Raw genomic sequence first — 21,324 nt, forward strand, 5'->3', positions numbered from 1 at the left:
AGTAGGGGCAGTGCAGTCGACACGCGGCGACTGTCATTCACCAACAGTCCTGTGCAGTGCCCGTCGCACCTCCGGCGATGTCCTTCTTGCCGGCCTGATTGAGGGTCAGGGTCATGCAGCGCACATCCTTGCGTTGGGCGTCCTTCGGTACCGCCTGAAGCTGGAAAGCCGTGTCGGTGGGCGTCGACGTGAACGAGATGTCGTACCACGCCGTCCCGGTGCGCGGCGACTTTTCCATTCCGGACGGAATGGCGGTCGCGTATCTTCCCTGCACGGTCCGATAGCGCTCCATCACCTGCGCCAGATCCACGAGATCCGCCTTGGCCTGCCCGCGGCGGCCTTTGCGGATCGCATCTTGATAGGCAGGTAACGCGATCGACGCAAGAATCGCGATGACCGCGACCACGATCATCAGCTCGATCAGGGTGAACCCTTGCAGGCCACGCTGCGGGGTTTCTGGCCGGACGCGTCTCGCTTTAATCAGGGCTTCCATCATTTCAGCTGCCTCCAGGACTGGCGACCACAGGGACGCGGCAGCACGAAGGCGCCGGGATAGATCACCACTTGGCACTGCTCGAAGGTCGCGCAGCTTTCGACGGCCGGGTTGCAGACCGGATTGACCAGACGCTGCGGCGTGATATTGGCGATTGCCGTACCGACAACCGGCGGTTGCGCGGTGTTGTCGCCCGTCCCAAGCGCAACGCCGCCGCAGTTGGAACCGGTACAGGCGACCGTTCCACTGGGCAATACCTGCACATTGGCCAATGCACCAGCGCCGGACAACAGATCCAGCACGTATTGAAAGTTGGTGCCGCCCGGATCGCAGCTGTCGTTGCGCGGCGAATAGGTCGTGAAGAACACCCGCCCACTCTGGATACGCGGCGTGGCGATGAAGCGTTCGCCGTTTGCAGCAGCGTTCTGCACCTTCAGGTCCAAGTACCACCCTCGCTTGGAACCCGACCCGTAATATTGCACCGCCTGTTTGCTGATGGTACGCGTGGTGAAGGTGCTTCCTGCAGTTTCCGCAGTAATCGTCTGGGCCTGCAGATTGGAACGCGTCACGGTGCTGGTGCTGACGAAGTCGTCGAACACTGCATACAGCGACTGCACCTGCGGATTGGCAACGACATCGTTGTCGCGCTCGAACAAATAGCGACCGGTACCGAAGTAGATCATGACACCATCACCCGGACCTGCCGCGATCCTGATGCCGCCGGTAATCGGTTGACGCTGCCGCTTGGCAGGACGGTCTTCGTTGTTCGTTTCCAATGACGTGAAGAGCGGATTGTTCGAATTCGCTACTTTCCAATTGCGCACATCGGTGCTGCTCAAATCGAACTTCCACAGGTTGCCTTGAAGATCGCCGCCATAGACAAAGTCGATGCGGCCATCACCGTTCCGGTCGATGGCAGTGATCTGGCCGAGCCCGTTGACGGGATCCTGGTCCAAGGCCGAGCAATCGAAGAGAGGCAACGTGCTCAGGAAGCCGCATTCCGCACCCGTCGGAATGCCGGCGACAATCGTTCTGGCTGGATTTGCGTCCTTCCCAGTCAGCTTGGCGATCAGGTCTCCTGTAAACGCGTCCAGAATGTAGAGCGAGGGGTCGCTGCGCGTTCCGCCATATCCATTGCCGAACAACACGCCCCAACTGCCATTCTGCAACGGCACGATCAGCGGCTTTCCATAGATGTTGCCCAGGTCGCTGTCCAGCGCGCCATTCTTCTCCCACAGAACATCGCCAGACGCCAAGCTGTCGGGATTGCTGACGTTAAGCGCGAAAATCGTCTTCGCGCCGCCGCCGCCGGCAGCGACCAGCAGTGTCTTCCACCGGGAGTCGCCCGGATCCTTGGCATCGCTAACCGTGATCTGACCATCCACGAAATATTTGTGCTCGAAGGACCGGCTGTCGGGTATCGGCAGGCTTTTCAGGTTACGCAGTGCCGCATTCGGGATGAATCCGAACAGCTCCCGGCCCGCCGTTTCTGTAGTGCACGCCTGGCTTGCGTTTGGAGCAATACACGGCTGCGTGGTGGCGTCGAAGGCGTGCAGCATGCCGTCGTTGGCCCCCACGTATGCCACGGTCTTGCGGCTGGCTTTGGCCGTCAGATATGCCGCATAGCCCGACATCATCGCGTCGCTGGGAAAACTGGCGTAGCCGAAATCCGCGCGAGGCGAAGCAACCACGGGCTCTGAGTTGACAATGTCACCGAGTACTGCGCTGCGCGCGCGCAGCGTGCCGCCATTGCCCGCTCCCAGTTCCTGCGAGTGGTCGCCTCTGAGGTAATCGACCAGCTGCGTCGCGGTATAGGCCTTTCCGTAGTTCGTACTTACGGTGGTCGCGTTGAGGCCCAGGTGCGCGAGCGTAATGGTTTCTGTATTGCCGGAGTTCTTGAAGACCTGGATGTCCTTGGTGCTGCTGGTCGAACGATTCGTCAGGATCGTGCGGTCCCCGTGGGCGGGCATCTTGGCCTGCGCGCTCCACAGAGTGCTGGCGGCGTTTCCATTCGCGTCCAGGGAGATCGCCGTGAGATTGCCCGTCCAGTCCATGCCGTTGCGGCCGCGGCGGAAAGTCGGCTGCAGCGTGAAGCTGTTGTTGCCCACGCGCGCGCCACTGATCGTGGCGACGCCCACCGCCAGATCACGGGTTGCGATGTCGTCGAAGGCGCGAGACAGCTGGGCCTTCAACGTCAAAGGATTGGTCACCAAGAAATAGTTGTCCGGAACGCCATCACCATTCGAGTCCCACTGCGGATAGTTCGGCGCGCCGTACTTCGCCGCGTACCAGAGCGGATTGTTCAGCGATATCGCACCCGAGCCGGTCGTCGAAGGCGTGAACGTACGCGTTTGGGTCAGCGGCAACTGCTGCCCGCACAGGCCTGTTGTGATGTTGCGACACTGGCCGGGGCCTTGGGTTGCGGAGGGCGTATTGAGTTCGTACGGGCGGAAAGAACCCGCACCGGAGTCAGCATCGCGCACATCCAGGTACACGCCGTCCTGCGTGGTGCCGCTGATCACGTAACCCATGTTCTGGTCGGCGCTACCGGCGGCGTACTCCGACGTCAGCGTGACCGTCACCGTGCCGCTGGCCGTGGCCTGCACCTGGTAGCGGACGATTGCATCCATGTCGTAATCGTTGCCCTGCTCCGAATCCTCGTAATTGATACGGAACGTCGCGGAGGCACGCCCCTGGTTGACCGTCGAATCAACTGGCTGTCCGGGCAGGTTGACAATGTTCTCGACGTAGAAATGAACGATGCTGTTGGTGGGCTTGCGCGCCCCTTGCCCGAAGGTACCGCTGGCGGTTTTCGCGAACGGCACGATTGTGATATTGCGTCCACCTACGGGAAACTCGATGCGCGGCAGCGGCGAAGCGAGGGCGATTGAATACGTGCTGAGGTTCTGTAGGCCGCCGGCCGCATTGATGTCGTTGGTGCGACCGAACCGGGCCACGCTGGCCGCGAAATACGTGCCGTTCTTGGTCGGCTCCTCAGGCGCAAGCCCGCGGATGTTGCCGAACGAAGTCGCAGTCTTCACGGTAGGCGCACCATCGGTCACACCCGCCGATTCGCCAATGAACACCTGACGGGAGCCGCCAAACTCGGCGTCCCAGATGGCCTGACCTTCTGTCGCCGCGTTGAACCTGGCAATCGAGTCGGGGGTGACCCCACGATCGACCACCGCGCCCGCGAACGGGCTGCCCGGCAAGTCGCCGTCGTAACTGGGATTGATGTCGCTGATAACGGTCTGATAAGGCCGCGCACAAGATGGATAACCGCCGTTCTTGCGGTAAGGGTCCTGCCACGTTTCCGTGGTCAGGCCCATCGTGGTTTCTTCGGTGCCGCCTTGGCTGCTGCCACCGGTCGCGAAGCGGGGTGTCGCGGCGCCGGCGCCGGCGAAGTAGCGCATGCTCTCGTACATCATCTCCGCTATGGGATTGCCCCACATGCGGCACTGCCCGTTTCCGAGAGGCTGGCTTTCGTTCGGCGTGGGACAGTTGCCGTTGTTGTTACTCCAGCTCCAATTCGCGTCCGAGTCCAGGTTGTTGGTGACGCCGCCGTTGTAGCCGCCGCCGATCATCCGAAACCTGTCGATGTTGCGCACGATGCCGTCCACATTATTCCGGAACGTCCCGTTCTGCGCATTGACTTCGTCCGCAAAGTTCGAAACGTTGCGCCGGAGTACGCCGCCCTCGAGATTGTTGCGCTGACTTCCGGTAATGAGGCCGAAATACATTTTCTGGTTTTCACCATACTCGTGCAGAATTCCAGTCGGCTTGTAGAAGGGGTTGGGACCACTTCCGTATGCCTTGCAGGTGTCGTCCCGCAGCGCAGGAGTACCGGGACAGGCCAAAACGCGCACGAGATAGTCGGTACGGGCACGCGCGCTAGCCGGTGTGTAGTAGAACAGCCCCCAGTTGTCGTCGCCGGCGGCTTCCTGGTGACGAAATGTGATGTTGTACTTTCCGGGCTGCAGAGTTCTCGAAACACCCGCATGGCTCTCGAGCGAGCTGTCGCCACGGTTACTACCGTGGCCGCCGTACCAACCAAAGCGTTGGCCGTCTATCGACACATCGACCGCGTCGTCGCCGTCAATCGCAAACCTGTAAGTGCCGGCGGTCGTGATGACGATCTGCCCCGTGATCTGGGTCAGGTAATTGTCTTGGCCGCAACCGTTCGCACCCGCGAACGGATTGTTGTTACCCCCACTGGTGTCAATGTTGGCTATTGGTCCGCTGCCGCACCGATTGCCCAGCAACATGTTCCTCGTAAACAGCAGATCCATTTCAGTTTGATCCGCCGGACTACCGCTTCCAACGGTCCGCCTCCATGTCGTAATCGTAAGGTTCTCGAACATCGCGGGCGGCACGACGGACCAGTTCGCTGAGCCGGCGAGGCAGTTCACGCGACTATTGCTGGAATTAAAGCAGTTATTGCCGGCGACAGGCCCCTCGATCGACACCCAGTTCCAGATCCGGAAATCGCTATTGGACATCACCCGCAGCATGGGCGCGCTGTTGTCGGTGAGCGTCGTGACTGCGAACAGGTGGTACTTGCCGACAGGCGGCACGGTCAGTGGGGCGTATCTCGAGATGTCGAACCCATCACGAGCAACGCTCTGGTACTCCTTACCCCAGCTGTGCCCGTCTTGGGGGAAAAAGGCACCTTGGAGAATCGTCTCGTTAGGAGAATCCGTTGCACGCAGACCGCCATAGAGCACGCGTCGCAGGGCATCCATGCGAGACGTGGTCAAGTAATTCAGGAAATCGCCGCTCCACAGGCCCGAGCATTGCTTGCCGGTCTCGGCCGTCGGCCCGCCAGTGGCTCTCGACTGGGGCACGAACTTGCCGTCACCCCCCGGATTCCGGTTGCCGTCCCATTGATAGCAGACGTTGGAATTGAAATAGCCGTAGTAGTCGATCTTGTAAGGCGAGCTGCCGTCGTCGGGCACCGGGTTTTTCAGCTGCCACCCCTTGTACCCCACGTCCAGAGTGCCGTCCCCGTCGAGATCGGACGCATCGTTGTAGGCCGGCATGTAGTTCTTGTGATCGCGAGCCATCACCAGCATGTTCAGCGGCGGCTGCGAATCTTTCATATATAGCGGCGACTGCGCGACGATCGGCGGCGAAGAAAACAAATACGCGGGGTCCGACTTGACATCCGTGCTCCGCAACAGACCGATGGCAGCCACTACACCGACGACGAGTCCGACAGGAATCAGGATTCTGGATTTCATACGGGCAGTCTCAGTCGCGCAAATCAGGGGATGTAGACGGTGTCGACCACCGACTCAGAAGTTGCCAATGTGTCGCGGTCACGCGAGAACGCGGTGACCTGGAAAATCTGATCGGTGCGTTCCGATTCGTCTGCCGGAACGTCAATCGCGCCCCAGGCGAAACACAGATCCATCCTTCGCACGTGGGGCGTTGAACCGCTGTAAGCGTCCGGATCAAACGCCTGCGTGCAATTGCGTGGCGGAATGTCCGTGGCGACGGTTTCGCCAGCCAACGCGCTGACCTTGAGCCCCGCCTCGCGCGCACGCGCGCTGCCTTCAGCACGCTGGAAAGCGAGATTGGTCGCTTGATAATTGGCGGACATCCGCTCCTGCAGGCTGGCGACCTGCATCGCGACGATTCCGATCAAGGCCAAAAGAATCAGCATGATCAGGGCGACGTACAGCACGGCGCCGGACTGGCCGGCCGGATGCGAATGGAGGGACGAAACGGGTTTCATGGCTCAGTTTCCGAAGAGACGGTTGCGGAAGGCGACACTGTCTTCGTAGACGGCGCGGTATCGGCGATCATCCGGCGGCGTGATCTGCACGCCAAGCACCGACAGTTGCGTCACGGTCGCCACACGCTGCTGGGCTGCGGCGGAATCGGTGCTGCGCACCACGATGCCCAACTCCACGGCCGCCACCCGCCGCCATGCGGTGACCAGGTCGGTAGCAGGTTGCACAGCGTCAGCTGTCTGGTAGCTGCCCACGTTCCCGGTCGGCCGGGTGTCCGATGCGGTGCGGCTGTCCTGACCATAGCGGAAGTGCAAAGATTCAACGCCCTCGACGAGCTCTTCGTTCTGAGAGGTCAGTGCCGCGCCGGGCGCAGCGTTGAAACGCAGTCGATACAGCGAAGGGGTGCCGTTCCCGTTACGTCCCACGTAGTACACAACGCTTTCAGCCCGGTAGACGCGCGCCTGGCCGCGGACAAAGGATTCGTTGCCACTCAGGGTGACCTTGTTCTCGTTGCCGACTCCGACGCTGAGCACATTGCCGGCAAAGCTTGTCGCTTGGAATACCGCAGCGTTCATGCAATCGGAGATACCGAACAAACCTGGGCTGGCGACACCATCGGTGAGTCGATTCAGCTGTGTATTTGTGACACTGATCGTGACCGGAGACGCTGCCGGATTGAATGACTCCATCTGCGCGCCGGTCGGCGCGAAATAACGCAGCACGACGATGTCGCTTCCGACGACAGGATTGTTCAGCCTTCCGAACAGGTCCGTGTCGGGCGCAGGCGCCCAAGCATCCCGGCCCGGCGCGGTGGCCGGCGTTGCTGCAAGTGTGAAGCCGCCGGACGTCGGCACCTTGTACTCGTAGCCTTCGATGCCGATGTCGAACCGCAATGCTCGATTGGCTGTGCCGGCGCCAGGTGTCGTCTCGAATGTGGAGGCCAAGGCCAATCGCGTGCCCGATGTATTTTCGGGCAGGAACCGGGCCTGGTCGTTCACGCATCCCAGATGCCCCGCCATCCGCAGATCGCGCTGCAGAAAGTCCATGGCGAACCGCGCGTTCTCCTGGCTACGCGCCAGCCCCGTAGACAGCTGGTAGGACACTCTGGAAGCTGAGAAAACCTGGATGAGCCCGAGTAACAGGAGCGATCCGATCAACAGCGCCACCATGATCTCGATGAGCGACAGGCCCCGCTGCGATGCGGGCAATGGTGGTTTCACCGTCACAGAACCGTCTCCATGACCACTTTACCTGGGCCGTCCGTCGAAACGTCGTTGATGAGCGAATCGTCCCACGAGACCGTAACTTTCACGCGCGGCGCATTGGTCACATCTACCGCCGCGGTGGCCGATGCACCGAGAATTTCCTTCACCTCACACTTCCATCGAGCGAGGTTGGCAGCCGGTGTCGCCTGCGACACCCGCGTGCACCCGGCTAGCGGCACGGTGACGGAAGCAAAGTCTTCGGTAGCGACGCTGTAAGCCGAAAGTTCGGACCGGTTGAGCCGAATGGTGTCCAGCATTTGACCCGCCAATGTGACGGCCTGTGTCCTTTGCTGCGAACTCACCGTGTACCGGAGATTCATGGTTTGCAAAAGCGCCAGACCCAGCAGCCCCACCGCCAGGACTACCAGCGCTATCAATACTTCGATCAGCGAAAAACCTCCCGCTGCCGACCCGCGACGACCGACAGCGCGGCAACGACGACGACCGGTCATCAGCAGTTACTCCTCGACAAGACGATTTGGCCCGACGGATTCAGGGTGAACGTGCGCACCAAGTCCTGCCCGGAAGGACAGTCGTTCGGACGCATCACAATGGTGCGCCCGGCCACAGGCGCGGCGGTTGCGCGCCCCCGGCTGTCGAAGACGACACGATTGGCGAGTGCGCCGGTGGCCGAACTGGCAGAAGCAGTCAGCGATAGCCCAGGCTTGGCATCGATCACGCGGACCAGGGCGTCCGACGACGCGTCGTAATCGGGCGTCGCCACATCACCGTTGGTCCACACCAGCAGACCGTTGCTCCAGTCCAACCCGTTGACACACCCGGTCCCGGCTGCATTGGCGCCGCATACGCCTGCGCTGCGCGTGCTGCGGATGGCTTCCGCACGCGCCAGTGCGAGGGCGCCGGTGACCTCGTTCGACATGCCGGCCAGCCGGTTGGAGCGGATCACGCTGCGGAAGCTCGGAAACGCGATCGCAGCAAGGATGGCCACGATTGCGATCGTGACCATCAGCTCGACCAACGTGAAACCCCTTGTGCGCATGCGTCGCATGCCGTTCCCCAGGACACCGGCCACGATGGCCCACGGCGAGTCTAGAGCTGGCCGGCACCCGTGCAAGTGCCGACGGATGGGCGGTGGGGGCGGCGCGATGAGCGGTCGGGGCCTTGAGCGAGACTGGCAGGGATGCAGCCTATCAGCCGGTAGGCCCGATGGGTTTCGCTTCGCTCTCCCCCATCCTGCGGCGGCTTCGCCGTCAGGCCACCACCTCGTAACAGGGCTTGTAGTCTCCAGCAATCTTCATCCGCCGCTGCTCGACGAAGGCCCGCAGCAGGCCGTCGAGGGACTGCATGATGTCGCGGTCGCCGTTGATCCGGAACGGGCCGAATTCCTCGACGCGACGCAGGCCGTCCTCCTTCACGTTGCCGGCCACGATGCCGGAGAACGCGCGGCGCAGGTCGGCGGCCAGTTCGTGCGGCTTGCGACCATGGTGCAGATCCAACGCGGCCATGGCCTCGTGGGTCGGAACGAACGGCTGCTGCAGGTCAAGCGGGATCGAGAGCGACCAGTTGAAGTAGAACGAGTCCTTGTGCGCGACCCGGTACTCCTTGACCTTGCGGATGCCGGCCGACATGCGGCGGGCCACCTGCTCGGGGTCTGCGACGATGATCTCGTAGCGCGAGGCGGCCTCGTCGCCCAGGGTCAACCGGATGAACTGGTCGATCTGCTCGAAGTACGGCGCCGACGCGGTCGGGCCGGTGAGGATGAAGGGGAACGGGATGTCGCGGTTCTCTTCCTGCAGCAGCAGGCCCAGCAGGTAGAGGATCTCCTCGGCCGTGCCGACGCCGCCAGGGAACACGATGATGCCGTGCCCCAGGCGCACGAACGATTCAAGGCGCTTCTCGATGTCCGGCATGATCACCAGCTGGTTGACGATCGGATTCGGCGACTCGGCCGCGATGATGCCCGGCTCGGTGATGCCGATGTAGCGCGCAGGGTACTGGCGCTGCTTGGCATGGGCGACGTTGGCGCCCTTCATCGGGCCCTTCATCGCACCCGGCCCGCAGCCGGTGCAGATGTCCATGCCACGCAAGCCCAGCTCGTAGCCGACCAGCTTGGTGTAGTCGTACTCGACGCGGTTGATCGAGTGGCCGCCCCAGCAGACCACCATGTTCGGATCGCCCGGCTGCAGCAGGCGCGCGTTGCGCAGCAGGCCGAACACCGCGTTGGTGATGCCGGGTGACGTCTCGAGATCGGTCGCGTATTCGGGACCCAGTTCGATCGCGGTGTATGCGAGATCGCGCACGACCGCGAACAGCAGTTCCGCGACGCCGCGGATGATCTGGCCGTCGACGAAGGCCATGGCAGGCGCATTCGCCAGCTCGATGCGAATGCCGCGGTCCTGCTGCAGCACCTGGATGTCGAAATCGGGATACAGCTCCTGCGCGGCACGCGGATCGTCCGACGCACTGCCGCTGGTCAGCACCGCCAGCGCGCAGCGGCGCAGCAGGTCGTGCATGCCGCCGCTGGAGGCGTCCTTGAGGCGGGCGACTTCGTCGCGCGACAGCACATCCAGTCCGCCACGCGGGTACACATAGGCATTCACGGTGGGCAGCGCCGTCGCCGCCCCGGTTTCGTTGCTCATTCTGCTTCGCTTCTTCTACGGGTGCGGCACTGTAGCGCAGGAGCGCGCGCATAAGAAAACGGCCGGGTTTCCCCGGCCGTTTCCTACCTCATTACGACAGTGCGTCGATCAGAAGTCGTAACGCAGACCCACCTGCACCGACCACTGCGAGATGCCGTTGGTGTTGCTGTCGGAATCGGTCGGCACCGCCAGGTTGCCCGGCTGGCCGAACGAGGTGCCGCTGCGGTAACCGTACACATACTTGCCGGTCGCGCGGTCGATACCGACCAGCGTAGCGGCCGCCTGGTTACCGTTGAAGCCCCAGTCGAGGATGTGGCCCCAGTCGTTGTTGATCAGGTTGCCAACGTTCTGGACGTCGATCCAGACCTTCGACTTGTGACCCTTCATGAAGCCCGGCAGCTCCTGGCTGATGCGCACGTCGAACGTGTTGACCCAGCCGGCGCGGAAGGCGTTCTCAGGCGCGTAGGTGCCCTTGTACTTCGACAGGTCTTCCTGCGTGGCCAGCCACTCGAAGAAGGCTTTTTCCATGGCCGGGTTGGCAGTAAAAGTACCAGCGTTGTTGACGGTACCGAACAGCACGTCACCCGGGCCCGACGGCACGTAGAACAGATCATTGAAGGTGCGGCCGTCGCCGTTGGCGTCACCCGAGAAGATGTAGCTGTACGGACGACCGCTGCGGCCTTCGTAAAACAGACCGACCTGGGTCTTGTAGTCGCCGAAGAACGCGTGCTCCCAATTGATCGCGCCGGAGAACCGGTCGCGGATCTCGTAGCGCGCACGATGCAGGGCTTCGTCATTGGTGGTGAAGTTGTACTGGCTACCGAAACCCGAACTAGCGGTCGAACTGGTCAGCGAACCGACCTCCTTAGTGTCGGTGTAGGTGTAGCCGAGGCTCCAGGACCAGTCGCTGTCCGGCGTCCACGGCTTGGCCAGCGACAGGGTCATCTGGCGGCTGCGGCCCTTATCGGTGTTGCGCAGCAGATACACATCACCGAAGTAAGCATTGCGGCCGAAACGGTTGTTCGAGGCATTGCTGAAGTTATAGATGCTGGGGTTCCAGAACAAACGCCGTCCATCATAGCCCTCGAAACCGGGACCGATGTTCAAGCTATTGTAGAAGAGCGCGTTCTTGGTCTCGGTCACGAGCAACTCGGCCGATGCCACGATGCCCCACCACGGCGTTTCCTTGTCGAACGCCAGATTCGCCTTCCAGACCGACGGCAGCTCGAAATCTTTGTCGATCGCGTTTACCGACCGCTCCGCGGAGCCGGCGCCCGGGATGCTCGGATTGAAACCATCCGGGCTGAAGGGAACGCCCTGCCAGTCGGTGACATTGGTATACCGGGTGTAGTTCATCCCGGTGCTCTGGAACGCGTTGCTCACCCAGACGGTCGGAGAGTCACCCTGGAACAGACCAACGCCGCCGCGCAGCTGCGTCTGGCGCTCGGTATCGAAGGTGTAGTTGAAGCCGAAGCGCGGCTGGATGATGAAATCACCGGAGTAGGTGAAGGAATTGTCGATTCCGAAGCCACCCGTATGGCCCGCGCCGCACTGCGCGACATTGGCGGCGCCCGGCGCCGCGGCGAAGCAGGCGTTGTACGGCGGATCGATATCGGTGCTCGGGCGATCGCCGCGGACGCCGAAGGTCAGCGTCAGGTTCGGAGTGGCATACCAGGTGTCCTGGATGAAGAAGCCCAGGTTGCGGTTGCTGAAGACCGCAGGAATGGCATTGGGATCCAGCGGATTGGTGCTGAGGTCGTACCGGAAGTACTGGCCGCGCTCGAGATTGCCGAAGTCAGCCACACCGTTTGCGCCACGCGGCACGAAGAAGCTGTAGTTGCCCCAAGCGTCCTGCAGGAACTGGTTGTAGATCTCGTTGTCGGCGTATTCGAAACCGAACTTGACGTCATGATCGCCAAGCGTCCACGTGGCGGAACCAAAGTAGTTCCAGGTTTCGGTGAGCAGCTGGTTGCCCATCGAGCTGCGCTCGGTGCCGAAGCGGATGAAATCGCCCGCGGTGGGCTGGCTGCCCGGCACACCATTGTCGAAATAGACGGTGACCAGCGGCGCATTGGTCGGGGTCTGGCGGATGGCCGAGTAGTCGCGGTAGGAGACCTTGAACTCGGTCGAGAAGTTGTCCGACCAGTCGCTGAAGACCTGGCCCACGTAGCTCTCGACGGTCTTGGCGTGGTTGAACCACGACGAGCTCAGCACCAGCGCGGAGGCGCTGTTGCCGTCGGCGCGCAGGCGGTTCTGCTCGAGCTTGCTGTAGCGGATGTTCGCGCGGTGGTTGTCGTTGATGTTCCAGTCGATCTTGACCGCGTATTCCTCGAGGTCGGTGTTGCCGGTCGCGCCCTCGTACCAGCCCGGATCGAAACCGAGGCTGTTGCGTGCGATGTCGACGACGCGCTGCAGGTCGGCGGCATTGAAGTCGGCCGTCGAATTGAACAGCGGTGTGCTGCTCAGGTCCGGACCCGGCTTGGAACGCTCGAACTTCTCGTAGTTGGCGAAGAAGAACAGACGGTCCTTGATGATCGGACCACCGACGGTGAAGCCGTAGGTCTCTTCCTTGTCGTACTCGGTGAACGGAGCGCGGGTCAGCGGGTGCGAACCGAACCAGTCGCCGTCACGCATGTAGCCGTAGACCGAGCCGTGGACTTCGTTGGTACCCGACTTGGTGACGGCGTTGATGTTCGCACCGGCGGCGCCGGCGATGGTCACGTCGTAGCTCGACAGGTCGATGTCGAGCGCTTCGATCGCTTCCATCGAGACCGGCTGGCGCTGGGTCGGCATGTTGTTGCCTTCCAGGCCGAAGGTGTCGCTGGCCGACACGCCGTCGATGGTGATCTTGTTGAAGCGCGGGTTCTGGCCGCCGGCGCTGATGCTGCCCGAGGCGCGATCGGTGAAGGCCACGCGCGGGTCGAGGCGCATGTAGTCCTGGATGTTGCCGCCCATCGAAGGCAGCGATTCGATCGTGCGCTGGTTAACCGCCGTGCCCGAGCCCATCTTGGTGGTGCTGAAGACTTCCGAGCCGCCGACCGCGGTCGCGGTCACGGTGGCGAGCGTGGTCATGTCGCCGGTCAGGGCGGCATTGACGGTGCTGATCTGGTTGAGCGTCAGGTAGACGTTGTCTTCGGTCTTGGTGCCCTCGCCCGGCTTGGTCACCGTGATCGAGTACGGACCACCCACACGCAGGCCGCGGGCGTTGTAGCGGCCGCTCGCATCGGTCGTGGCGCGGCTGACGGTGCCGGACTCGGTGTGCACGATGGTCACTTCTGCGCCAGTCACGGGTGCGCCACCGGCGCCGGTGACTTGGCCGCCGACACCGGCGGAGGTGCTCTGCGCGAACGCGGGAGCGGCGGCAAGGGCGACGATCAGGCCGAGCGACAGCTTGGAGAGTCGGGCGCGATGCGTGTGGTTCATGGGTCTATAGCCTCGATGCGTGGATGTCGGCGCAAGCCGGGTGGCGAGCGACGGTCAGGTCTTCAAACAAGAATGGGGGCCCCGCCACAGCGGCGCGGGCAATGCGCTGTGGTTAACAACAGGTTAACACGGTAACCAACCAAAGTGACAGTGCCATGACACGCCGGATGAGCCGCAAGCCACTGACGGCGTTGACATTTATGACTGACGGCAACAATCTGCCGTAAGTCCTTGTCGCACTGTGGTCACGCCAGCCTCACGCGGCGGTCTGGGCATTCCCGAGGAAACCGACCAGGCCGTCGAGCAGCATCTGGACCGAGATCGCGACCAGTAGCATGCCCATGAGCCGCTCGATGGCGGTCAGGGCGCGGGCGCCGAGCAGCTTGTAGAGATAGGTCGCCGAGAACAGGATCGCGGCAGTGGCGCCCCAGGCGATCAGCAGCGCCAGGCTCCATTCGCCGAGCCGGTCGGGCTCGTTGCTGCCCATCAGCATCACCGCCGCCATGCCGGACGGGCCGGCGACCAGCGGGATCGCCATCGGCACAATGAAGGGCTCGCCGTCGGGGATCTCGCCCATCAGGCCTTCGGGTGGCGGGAAGATCATGCGGATGCCGATCAGGAACAGCACGATGCCGCCGGCGATCGCCACCGACTCCTGCCGCAGGTGCATGACCTCGAGCGCGTACTTGCCGGCCCACAGGAACAGCATCAGCACGAACAGTGCGATCAGCAGCTCGCGGGCCAGCACGATGCGCTGCCGCTGTGGCGTGAGCCGCCGCAGCATGCTCAGGAATACCGGGATGTTCCCGAGCGGATCGAGGATCAGGAACAGCAGCAGCGCGGCCGAGGCGATGGTCATGCGCGCGCCTCCGGTGCCCACAGCTGGCCACGACGCGATGCGCCGGCGGGCGACAGCAGGGTGACGCAGTGCGCGGCGACGTCGGCCGGCGCACGCGCGATCCGGTCCTCGGCCTCCACGTGGGCCTTCGCCCGCAGCGGCGTCCGCATCGGCGGCGGCAGCAGCCCGTGGACGCGTACGGGGGCGTCGCCGAGTTCGGCCTGCAGCATGCCGACCAAGGCGGACGTTCCGGCCTGCGCCAGACCGTAACCGCCCCAGTAGGCGCCGGCAGTGCGGGCGGGGTCGTCAATCGCGAACACGATCGCCCCGTCCTCGGCGCGACGCAGCAGCGGCAGGCAGGCCTGGGTGAGCCACCAGCGTGCGGTGAGGTTGATGTGCAGCGCGCGTGCGAACGCGGCCGGGTCGGTCAGTTCGAGCGGGGTCAGGCCGTCGAAGGCGGCTGCGACGTGCAGGATGCCGTCGAGACGTCCGAATCCGGTCTCGATCCGCGCCGCGAGATCGGCGTAGTCGTCGGGCGTCGCGCCCTCGAGATCCATCGGGTACAGCGCGGGCGCCGCAGCGTGGGCCGCGATGCGATCGTGCAGACGGTTGAGCCTGGGCACACGCCGCCCCAGCAGCACCAGCGATGCACCGGCCTGTGCGCAGGCGAGCGATGCCGCGTCACCGAGTCCGCCGGCGGCGCCGACGACCAGGATCACGCGCCCGGCGAGCGCGCCGGGGACCGCATCGGCAGGCGCAGCGCTCACGCCGCCAGCACCTCGGCGACCATGCGACCGAGCTCGCCGGATTCGTGCAGCTCCAGGGTGATGTCGCAGCCGCCGATCAGCTCGCCATGGATGAACAGTTGCGGGAACGTCGGCCAGTTCGAGAACCGCGGCAGATTCGCGCGGATCTCCGGCTCCTCGAGCACGTTGATCGTGCGGTACTCGGTCGCGCCCGCTTCGCGCAGCGCCTGTACGGTGCGGCTGGAGAAACCGCACATCGGAAACCGCGGCGTGCCTTTCATGAACAACACGATGGCATGGCCGTCGATTTCGGCCTGGATGTGTTCGAGGATCGACACGGTGACGCTCCTGCAGGACCACGGCGCCGACACGGGGTCGACGCGGATCGGGGTTTGGAATTCGTGCATTCTATCGCGTCGTCGCCATCGACCACCGGATTGCCGGCCATGCCCCTCGAACTCGCCGCCCTGCCCTACGACCGCACCGCACTGGAGCCGCACCTGTCGGGCGACACGCTCGACCAGCACCACGGCCACCTGCAGCGGGCGCACATCGAACGGCTCAACGCGTTGCTCGCAGGCACGGAGCTGGAAGATGCAGCGCTGGAGACGGTTGTGCGCAAGGCCCAGGGCGCGGCGTTCGATCACGCCGCCCAGGCCTGGAACAACGCCTTCTACTGGCACTCGCTCAAGCCCACCGCGGCGGGCGGCGGCGGCGAACCCAAGGGCCGGCTGGCGGAAGCGATCGCGCGCCAGTTCGGCGACGCCGCAGGCCTGCGCACGCGGTTCGATGCACTGGCGCTGTCGACCTTCGGCGCCGGCTGGGTCTGGCTGCTGCAGCGGCCGGACGGTCGACTGGCGCTGGCGACGACGGCCAACGCGGCGACCCCGATCACCGGGCAGGACACGCCGCTGCTGGCGCTGTCGCTGTGGGAGCACGCCTGGTATCTCGACTACCGCGACAACCGGCGCAAGTATCTCGATGCGTTCTGGCAGCTGGTGAACTGGGACGCGGTGGCCGCGCGCCTGCGCTGACGCCACGCAAATCGAACAACGGCTCGCGGGCGCGAGAACGTCCGCGCGCATGAGCGCAATCAGGAGGTGGTCGCAGCCGCCACCACATCGTCGGCATCGGCAGGTCGTCCGATGAGCCAGCCCTGGATGAAGTCGCAGCGCGCGTCCTGCAGCAGCGCCAACGTCGGCTCGTCCTCGATGCCTTCGGCGACGACGGTCAGTTCGAGATCGTGGGCCAGCTCGATCATCGTCGCGACGATGCGGCGGGCACGGAGGTCGTCGACCATGTCGCGGACGAAACTGCGATCGATCTTCAGGCCGTCGATCGGCAGCCGCCGCAGATAGGCCAGCGACGAATAGCCGGTGCCGAAATCGTCGATCGCGATCCGGATGCCGGCCTCGCGCAGTTGCGACAGCAGATGGGTGCAGCGCCCGATGTCACGCATCAACGCGCTCTCGGTGATCTCGAACACCAGTGCGTCGCCCGGCACGTCCCACAACCGCAGCAGGTCGAGCACCTGCTCGACGAAGCCCGGCACCTGCAGCGCGTCGACCGACAGGTTCACCGCGATCCGCGTTGCGCGACCGGCGCGGCGCAGGGTCGCCAGATGCCGCAGCGCGACGTTGACGTTCCAGCGGGTCAGATCGCCGATCAGACCGCCCCGCTCGGCCGCGGCGATGAACACGTCCGGCGGGATGTTGCCGAGCGTGGGATGTGTCCAGCGGGACAGCGCCTCGTAGCTGCGGATGTGGCGGTCGGGCAGTGCGGCGATCGGCTGCAGGAACACACTGAGCTGGTTGTCGGCGATCGCGACGCGCAGATCCTCGTGCAACGTCTCCAGGGGCACGGGCGGCGCTTTCCAGAAGGCCTGCCGATCGATGGCCTCGAGTGCATCGTCGCAGGCCCGGTCGGCGCGGCGGCACAGCTGCTCGGCGGCGTCGCCGTCGAACGGCGCCACCGCGATGCCGACCACGGGCGCCGGCTGCGCGCGCAGGCCGTTGCCCACCTCGAAACCCTGCTGCAGCACGCGCAAACACTTGGCTGCACCCAGACCCGCGTGCGCGCGTCCGCGCAGGCCGGGCAGCAGAACCAGGAAATCATGCTCGCCGATGCGGATCACCCGGTCGCCGGGCCGCATCGCATCGACCAGCGCCGTCTGCATCGCATCGGCCAATGACGCCGACGCTGCATAGCCCAGCGCCAGTTCGACCTCGCGGACGCGCTGCGCCCGCAGGACCAGCACGCCCAGCGGCGCCTCTTCGTGCGCGCCCTGCAGACAGGCCTCGACCTCGGCAAGTGCGGCAACGTGATTCAGCACGGGGCGTACCCGCGACGCATCACAGGAACAGATCCACCGGGTCAAGACCGTAGGCACCCGGCGGGAGCGCACTGGCGATCCGCACCGGGTCGTCGCTGTGCGCCCGCACCAGCAGGTCCAGCGAATGGAACTGGGACAGGACCTGCTTGTCCGGGTCGGTCAGTACCATCACCCGCGGCTGCAGACGACGCGCCGCGTTCTGCGCGGTGACGATCGCGACCTCGCCACTGCTCAGCTCGACCAGCGCGCCGATCGGGTAGACGCTCATGCACTGCATGAACTGCTCGACGATCTCGGCGGCGAACTGGCTGCCGCGCGCCTTGTAGAGCGCCTGCAACGCGACGTGCGGCGCGACCGCGCACTGGTGCGGGCGGTCGCTGGTCATCGCGTCGTAGGCATCGACCACCGCGGCCACGCGTCCGAGCAGCGGCACCGCGTCGCCCTCGAGCCGGCGCGGATAGCCGCCGCCGTCGACCCATTCGTGGTGCGTGCGGATCATCTCGCGCACGTGCTCGGGTACGGCGCCGCCGGCATCGACGATCGCCAGACTGTGTTCCACGTGCGCCTGCATGCGTCGACGCTCCTCGTCGCCGTAGGCGGTGCTGCTCGACACGAGCGCATCGTCGAGGCGGAGCTTGCCGACATCGAGCAGCAGCGCGCCGCTGGCCATGTCGACCAGCAGTTCCTGCGGTAGGCCGACGTGACGGCCGAACGCGACGGCCAGCGCGCTGCACGACAGGGCGTGGCGGTATTCGTAGGCGCCGCGTGCGCGCAATGCATCCAGCCACAGGAAGGCATCGGCGTTGCGGACCAAGCTGCGCACCATCGGCTCGACCGCGCCGCGGACGTCTTCGACCGCGATCGCGCGTCCTTCGCGGACATCGTCGAGCACGCGCTCGGCGAAAGCCGCCGCCTGCACGTGCGCGTCGCGGGCCTGCGAGAGCTCCTGTTCGAACTCGACCGTTTCGGGGTAGGTCGCCGTGCCCTGCAGCGCGGCGATTTCGTCGTCGCTGTAGGCGCGCCAGGCCGACTTGGGCGGTATCACGATACGCGGTGCGGCAGGTTCCAGGGACAGCAGCGACGCCTCGACGGGCACGACCCCGCGCTCGACGTCGACATAGACCTCCTTGCACAGACCGGCCAGCGTCTCGATGTCCGACTCGGACTCGATCAGCACCCCCTGCAACAGAAACGGCGTGCCTTCCCAGGGTCGGTCCAGGCGGCAGACATACATGCCTTCTTTCAGCTCGGCGACTGCCAGCTTGCGTTCACTCGACAACATCGATGCCCGGCCCCTCCCGGCCTGAAGACCGTCCTCCCCTGTGCATCCCATCGGACCCCGCCGGTCATGCGACCCGGCTGCTTCGATACGGCGCCCCGGCAAGGTGGACGTCCTCCGGCCGGGCACACAGCCTACAGGGTGCGGCTGTGGATGCCGCGTCTTCGGCGAATATCCGATCCGGATCCGCAGTCGCCAGCGCCTATGATCGGGTCATCGTCATCGCGGAGGTCGTCGGCCCATGCAACGCTTTCAGTGCAGTCGAGGCGACAGATCGATCCGCGTCGGCCGGCATCGGTGATGCGCGGGCGACTGTCCGACCTGCTCAACCTGCGGCGCGGCGAGGCGGCGCCGGTTTTCGTCGCCGGGCTGTTCTTCTTCTGCATCCTGACCGCGCTGATGATGCTGCGGCCGGCCCGCGATGCGCTGGGCATTGAGCGCGGACTCGACAGCGTGCGCTGGCTGTTCCTCGGCACCGCCGTGGTCACGCTGCTGGTCAACCCGGTCTTCGGCGGGCTGGTGGCGCGCCTGCAACGCCTGCACTTCATCGGCGCAACCTATGCATTCTTCGCGGCCAGCCTGGTCGCGTTCTGGGCCCTGCTGGTGTTCGCGCCGGGCGCGGTCGGCGCGCGCAGCGGGCAGGTGTTCTACGTCTGGTTCAGCGTCTTCAACCTGTTCGTGACCATGGTGTTCTGGGCCCTGCTGGCGGACCGCTTCAGCAGCGACCAGGGCAAGCGCCTGTTCGCCCTCATCGCGGTCGGCGGGACGCTCGGCGCGATCTTCGGCCCATGGCTGGCGGCGCGGCTCGCCGAACCGCTGGGCACCCCCACCCTGCTGCTGATTGCGGCGGCGTTCCTGCTCGCGTCGATCGGGCTGGCCGCGTGGCTGGTGCATCTGCGCGGCGACGGCCCGCGCACCGATCCTGCACGCCCGGAAACATCGGAGCGCATCGGCGGCAGTGCGCTGGCCGGCATCCGCGCGGTATTCGCCTCGCGCTATCTGATGGGAATCGCCGGCTACGTGGTGATCATGACCATCGTCGCGACCTTCCTGTACTTCACCCGCCTGCAGATGGTGGCCGCGGCCGAGAGCGACCTCGATGCGCGGACCGGTCTGCTCGGCAACATCGACATGTGGACCCAGGTCGCGGTGCTGGTGCTGCAGGTCACGCTGACCGGCCACCTCATCCGTCGCCTGGGTCTGGGCTTCGCGCTGGCGCTGCTGCCGCTGGCGATGGCGGTGGGCTTCATCGGCCTGGCGATCTACGGCTCGTTCCTGGTGCTGATACTGCTGGAGGCTGCCAATCGCGCCATCCAGCGCGGCATCACCCGGCCCGCGCGCGAAACGCTGTTCACCGTCGTCGGCCGCGAGGACAAGTACAAGGCCAAGGCCTTCATCGACACCTTCGTCTATCGCGTCGGCGATGTGGTCGGCGCGCAGACCGAAGGCGTGCTCGGCCGGCTCGGGCTCGCGCTCGGCGGACTGGTCAGCGTGGTCGTGCCCCTGGCACTGGTGTGGGCCGCGCTGGGCATCTGGTTGGGGCGCGCCCAGCAACAGCGCGCGGTCGCCGGGCCGGCGCTGCCGGCGATCCGGAACAGTCGAATGGACTGACGCGACCTGCCCGCGCGGGCGGCGCCGATGGATAATGCGCGCCCTTGCCGGCGCCCCGCGATGCAGTCCACGACCAAAGCCCACTGGCAGATCCACTTCTGCGTCCTGCTGTGGGGCTTCACCGCCATCCTCGGCAAGCTGATCACCCTGCCCGCGCTGCCGCTGGTGTGGTGGCGCATGCTCTTGGTCGCCGGCACGCTGATGCTGGTGCCGCGCGTCTGGCGCGGATTGCGCGCCCTGCCGCCCCGGCTGCTGCTGGCCTACGCCGGCGTCGGCGCCCTGGTCGCGCTGCACTGGCTGACCTTCTACGGCGCGGTGAAGCTCGCCAACGCCTCGGTCGCGGCGACCTGCATGGCATTGGCGACGGTGTTCATCGCACTGATCGAGCCGCTGGTCGCGCGCAGCCGGTTCTCGTGGCGCGAACTGGCGCTGGGCGTCGCGGTGCTGCCGGGCGTCGCGCTGGTCGTGGGCGGCATTCCCGACGGCATGCGGGTGGGCGTGGCGGTCGGCGCGCTGTCGGCGCTGTTCGTGGCCTGCTTCGGCTCGCTCAACAAGCGGCTGGTCGAACGTGCCGACCCGCTCACCGTCACTGCGCTCGAACTCGGCGCCGGCACGCTGACGCTGACCCTGCTCGCGCCCTTGATGCCGCTGCTGTTCCCGGCATTCGCCGGCAGTCTGCTGACCTTGCCCGGCCTGCATGACGCCGGCTACCTGCTGCTGCTCGCCTTCGCCTGCACGCTGCTGCCGTTCGCGCTGTCGCTGGTCGCGCTGCGGCACATGAGCGCGTTCGCCGCGCAGCTGGCGGTGAACCTCGAACCGGTCTACGCGATCGCTCTGGCGATCCTGCTGCTCGGCGAACAGCACGAACTGACCCCGCGCTTCTATGCCGGCGTCGCGATCATCCTCGCCGCGGTGCTGGTGTACCCGCTGCTGTCGCGGCCGCGGCGCATCGTGCATCCGGAGAACCTCGCGTCCGGCGAGGCCAAACAGATCGCCGACTGA

General features: G+C 65.0%; 16 protein-coding genes. 3 read left to right on the forward strand and 13 right to left on the reverse strand.

Going from position 1 to position 21,324, the window contains the following annotated elements:
• Nucleotides 1–37: 37 nt before the first annotated feature.
• From E2F49_RS06845 to grxD, 11 genes are all read right to left on the reverse strand, one after another.
• A complete protein-coding gene (locus E2F49_RS06845) occupies nucleotides 38–496 on the reverse strand; it encodes a type IV pilin protein (RefSeq protein WP_341777508.1) in 459 nt (152 codons plus the stop codon).
• On the reverse strand, nucleotides 493–5,733 hold the full coding sequence (locus E2F49_RS06850; RefSeq protein WP_133393116.1) for a PilC/PilY family type IV pilus protein: 5,241 nt from the start codon (nucleotides 5,731–5,733) through the stop codon (nucleotides 493–495). Before E2F49_RS06850 ends, E2F49_RS06845 begins: the two co-directional genes overlap by 4 nt.
• 23 nt (nucleotides 5,734–5,756) lie before the next feature.
• On the reverse strand, nucleotides 5,757–6,230 hold the full coding sequence (locus E2F49_RS06855) for a pilus assembly PilX family protein (protein WP_133393117.1): 474 nt from the start codon (nucleotides 6,228–6,230) through the stop codon (nucleotides 5,757–5,759).
• Nucleotides 6,231–6,233: 3 nt separating this feature from the next.
• Nucleotides 6,234–7,448 carry a PilW family protein gene (locus tag E2F49_RS06860; RefSeq protein ID WP_243713486.1) on the reverse strand — a complete coding sequence of 405 codons (1,215 nt, stop codon included), beginning with the start codon at nucleotides 7,446–7,448 and terminating at the stop codon, nucleotides 6,234–6,236.
• Nucleotides 7,449–7,450: 2 nt separating this feature from the next.
• Nucleotides 7,451–7,945: a type IV pilus modification protein PilV gene (gene pilV / locus E2F49_RS06865; protein ID WP_133393118.1), complete on the reverse strand. Its 495-nt coding sequence runs from the start codon at nucleotides 7,943–7,945 to the stop codon at nucleotides 7,451–7,453.
• Entirely contained in the window at nucleotides 7,945–8,502 is a 558-nt protein-coding gene (locus E2F49_RS06870) for a GspH/FimT family pseudopilin (RefSeq protein ID WP_133393119.1), read from the reverse strand. The genes pilV and E2F49_RS06870 overlap by 1 nt, the downstream gene beginning before the upstream one ends.
• A gap of 202 nt (nucleotides 8,503–8,704) precedes the next feature.
• Entirely contained in the window at nucleotides 8,705–10,093 is a 1,389-nt protein-coding gene (ppnN, locus tag E2F49_RS06875; RefSeq protein ID WP_133393120.1) for a nucleotide 5'-monophosphate nucleosidase PpnN, read from the reverse strand.
• 108 nt (nucleotides 10,094–10,201) lie between these two features.
• Complete coding sequence (locus E2F49_RS06880; RefSeq protein WP_133393121.1) at nucleotides 10,202–13,516, reverse strand: TonB-dependent receptor; 3,315 nt, start codon at nucleotides 13,514–13,516, stop codon at nucleotides 10,202–10,204.
• A gap of 256 nt (nucleotides 13,517–13,772) precedes the next feature.
• Entirely contained in the window at nucleotides 13,773–14,375 is a 603-nt protein-coding gene (locus tag E2F49_RS06885; RefSeq protein WP_133393122.1) for a YhgN family NAAT transporter, read from the reverse strand.
• Nucleotides 14,372–15,121, reverse strand: a complete 750-nt coding sequence (locus E2F49_RS06890; protein ID WP_055249228.1) for an SDR family NAD(P)-dependent oxidoreductase — start codon at nucleotides 15,119–15,121, stop codon at nucleotides 14,372–14,374. The genes E2F49_RS06885 and E2F49_RS06890 overlap by 4 nt, the downstream gene beginning before the upstream one ends.
• Nucleotides 15,118–15,438, reverse strand: coding sequence for a Grx4 family monothiol glutaredoxin (gene grxD, locus E2F49_RS06895; RefSeq protein WP_055249895.1), 321 nt, complete (start codon nucleotides 15,436–15,438; stop codon nucleotides 15,118–15,120). The genes E2F49_RS06890 and grxD overlap by 4 nt, the downstream gene beginning before the upstream one ends.
• A gap of 108 nt (nucleotides 15,439–15,546) precedes the next feature.
• Here grxD and E2F49_RS06900 point away from each other — a divergent pair, with 108 nt between their 5' ends.
• Entirely contained in the window at nucleotides 15,547–16,134 is a 588-nt protein-coding gene (locus tag E2F49_RS06900; protein ID WP_133393123.1) for a superoxide dismutase, read from the forward strand.
• A 59-nt stretch (nucleotides 16,135–16,193) separates the two neighbouring features.
• Here the strand turns inward: E2F49_RS06900 and E2F49_RS06905 are convergent, their stop codons facing one another.
• Both E2F49_RS06905 and E2F49_RS06910 read right to left on the reverse strand, forming a co-directional pair.
• Nucleotides 16,194–17,432, reverse strand: coding sequence for a putative bifunctional diguanylate cyclase/phosphodiesterase (locus E2F49_RS06905; RefSeq protein ID WP_133393124.1), 1,239 nt, complete (start codon nucleotides 17,430–17,432; stop codon nucleotides 16,194–16,196).
• Between the two features lie 19 nt (nucleotides 17,433–17,451).
• Nucleotides 17,452–18,714 (reverse strand): HD-GYP domain-containing protein, encoded by a 1,263-nt coding sequence (locus tag E2F49_RS06910; protein ID WP_165971138.1) that lies wholly within the window; start codon nucleotides 18,712–18,714, stop codon nucleotides 17,452–17,454.
• A 297-nt stretch (nucleotides 18,715–19,011) separates the two neighbouring features.
• Here E2F49_RS06910 and E2F49_RS06915 point away from each other — a divergent pair, with 297 nt between their 5' ends.
• On the forward strand, nucleotides 19,012–20,322 hold the full coding sequence (locus E2F49_RS06915; protein WP_133393126.1) for an NTP/NDP exchange transporter: 1,311 nt from the start codon (nucleotides 19,012–19,014) through the stop codon (nucleotides 20,320–20,322).
• 60 nt (nucleotides 20,323–20,382) lie between these two features.
• Nucleotides 20,383–21,324: a DMT family transporter gene (locus E2F49_RS06920; protein WP_133393127.1), complete on the forward strand. Its 942-nt coding sequence runs from the start codon at nucleotides 20,383–20,385 to the stop codon at nucleotides 21,322–21,324.

The sequence above is a fragment of the Luteimonas terrae genome (assembly GCF_004358165.1).
Classification (GTDB): domain Bacteria; phylum Pseudomonadota; class Gammaproteobacteria; order Xanthomonadales; family Xanthomonadaceae; genus Luteimonas; species Luteimonas terrae.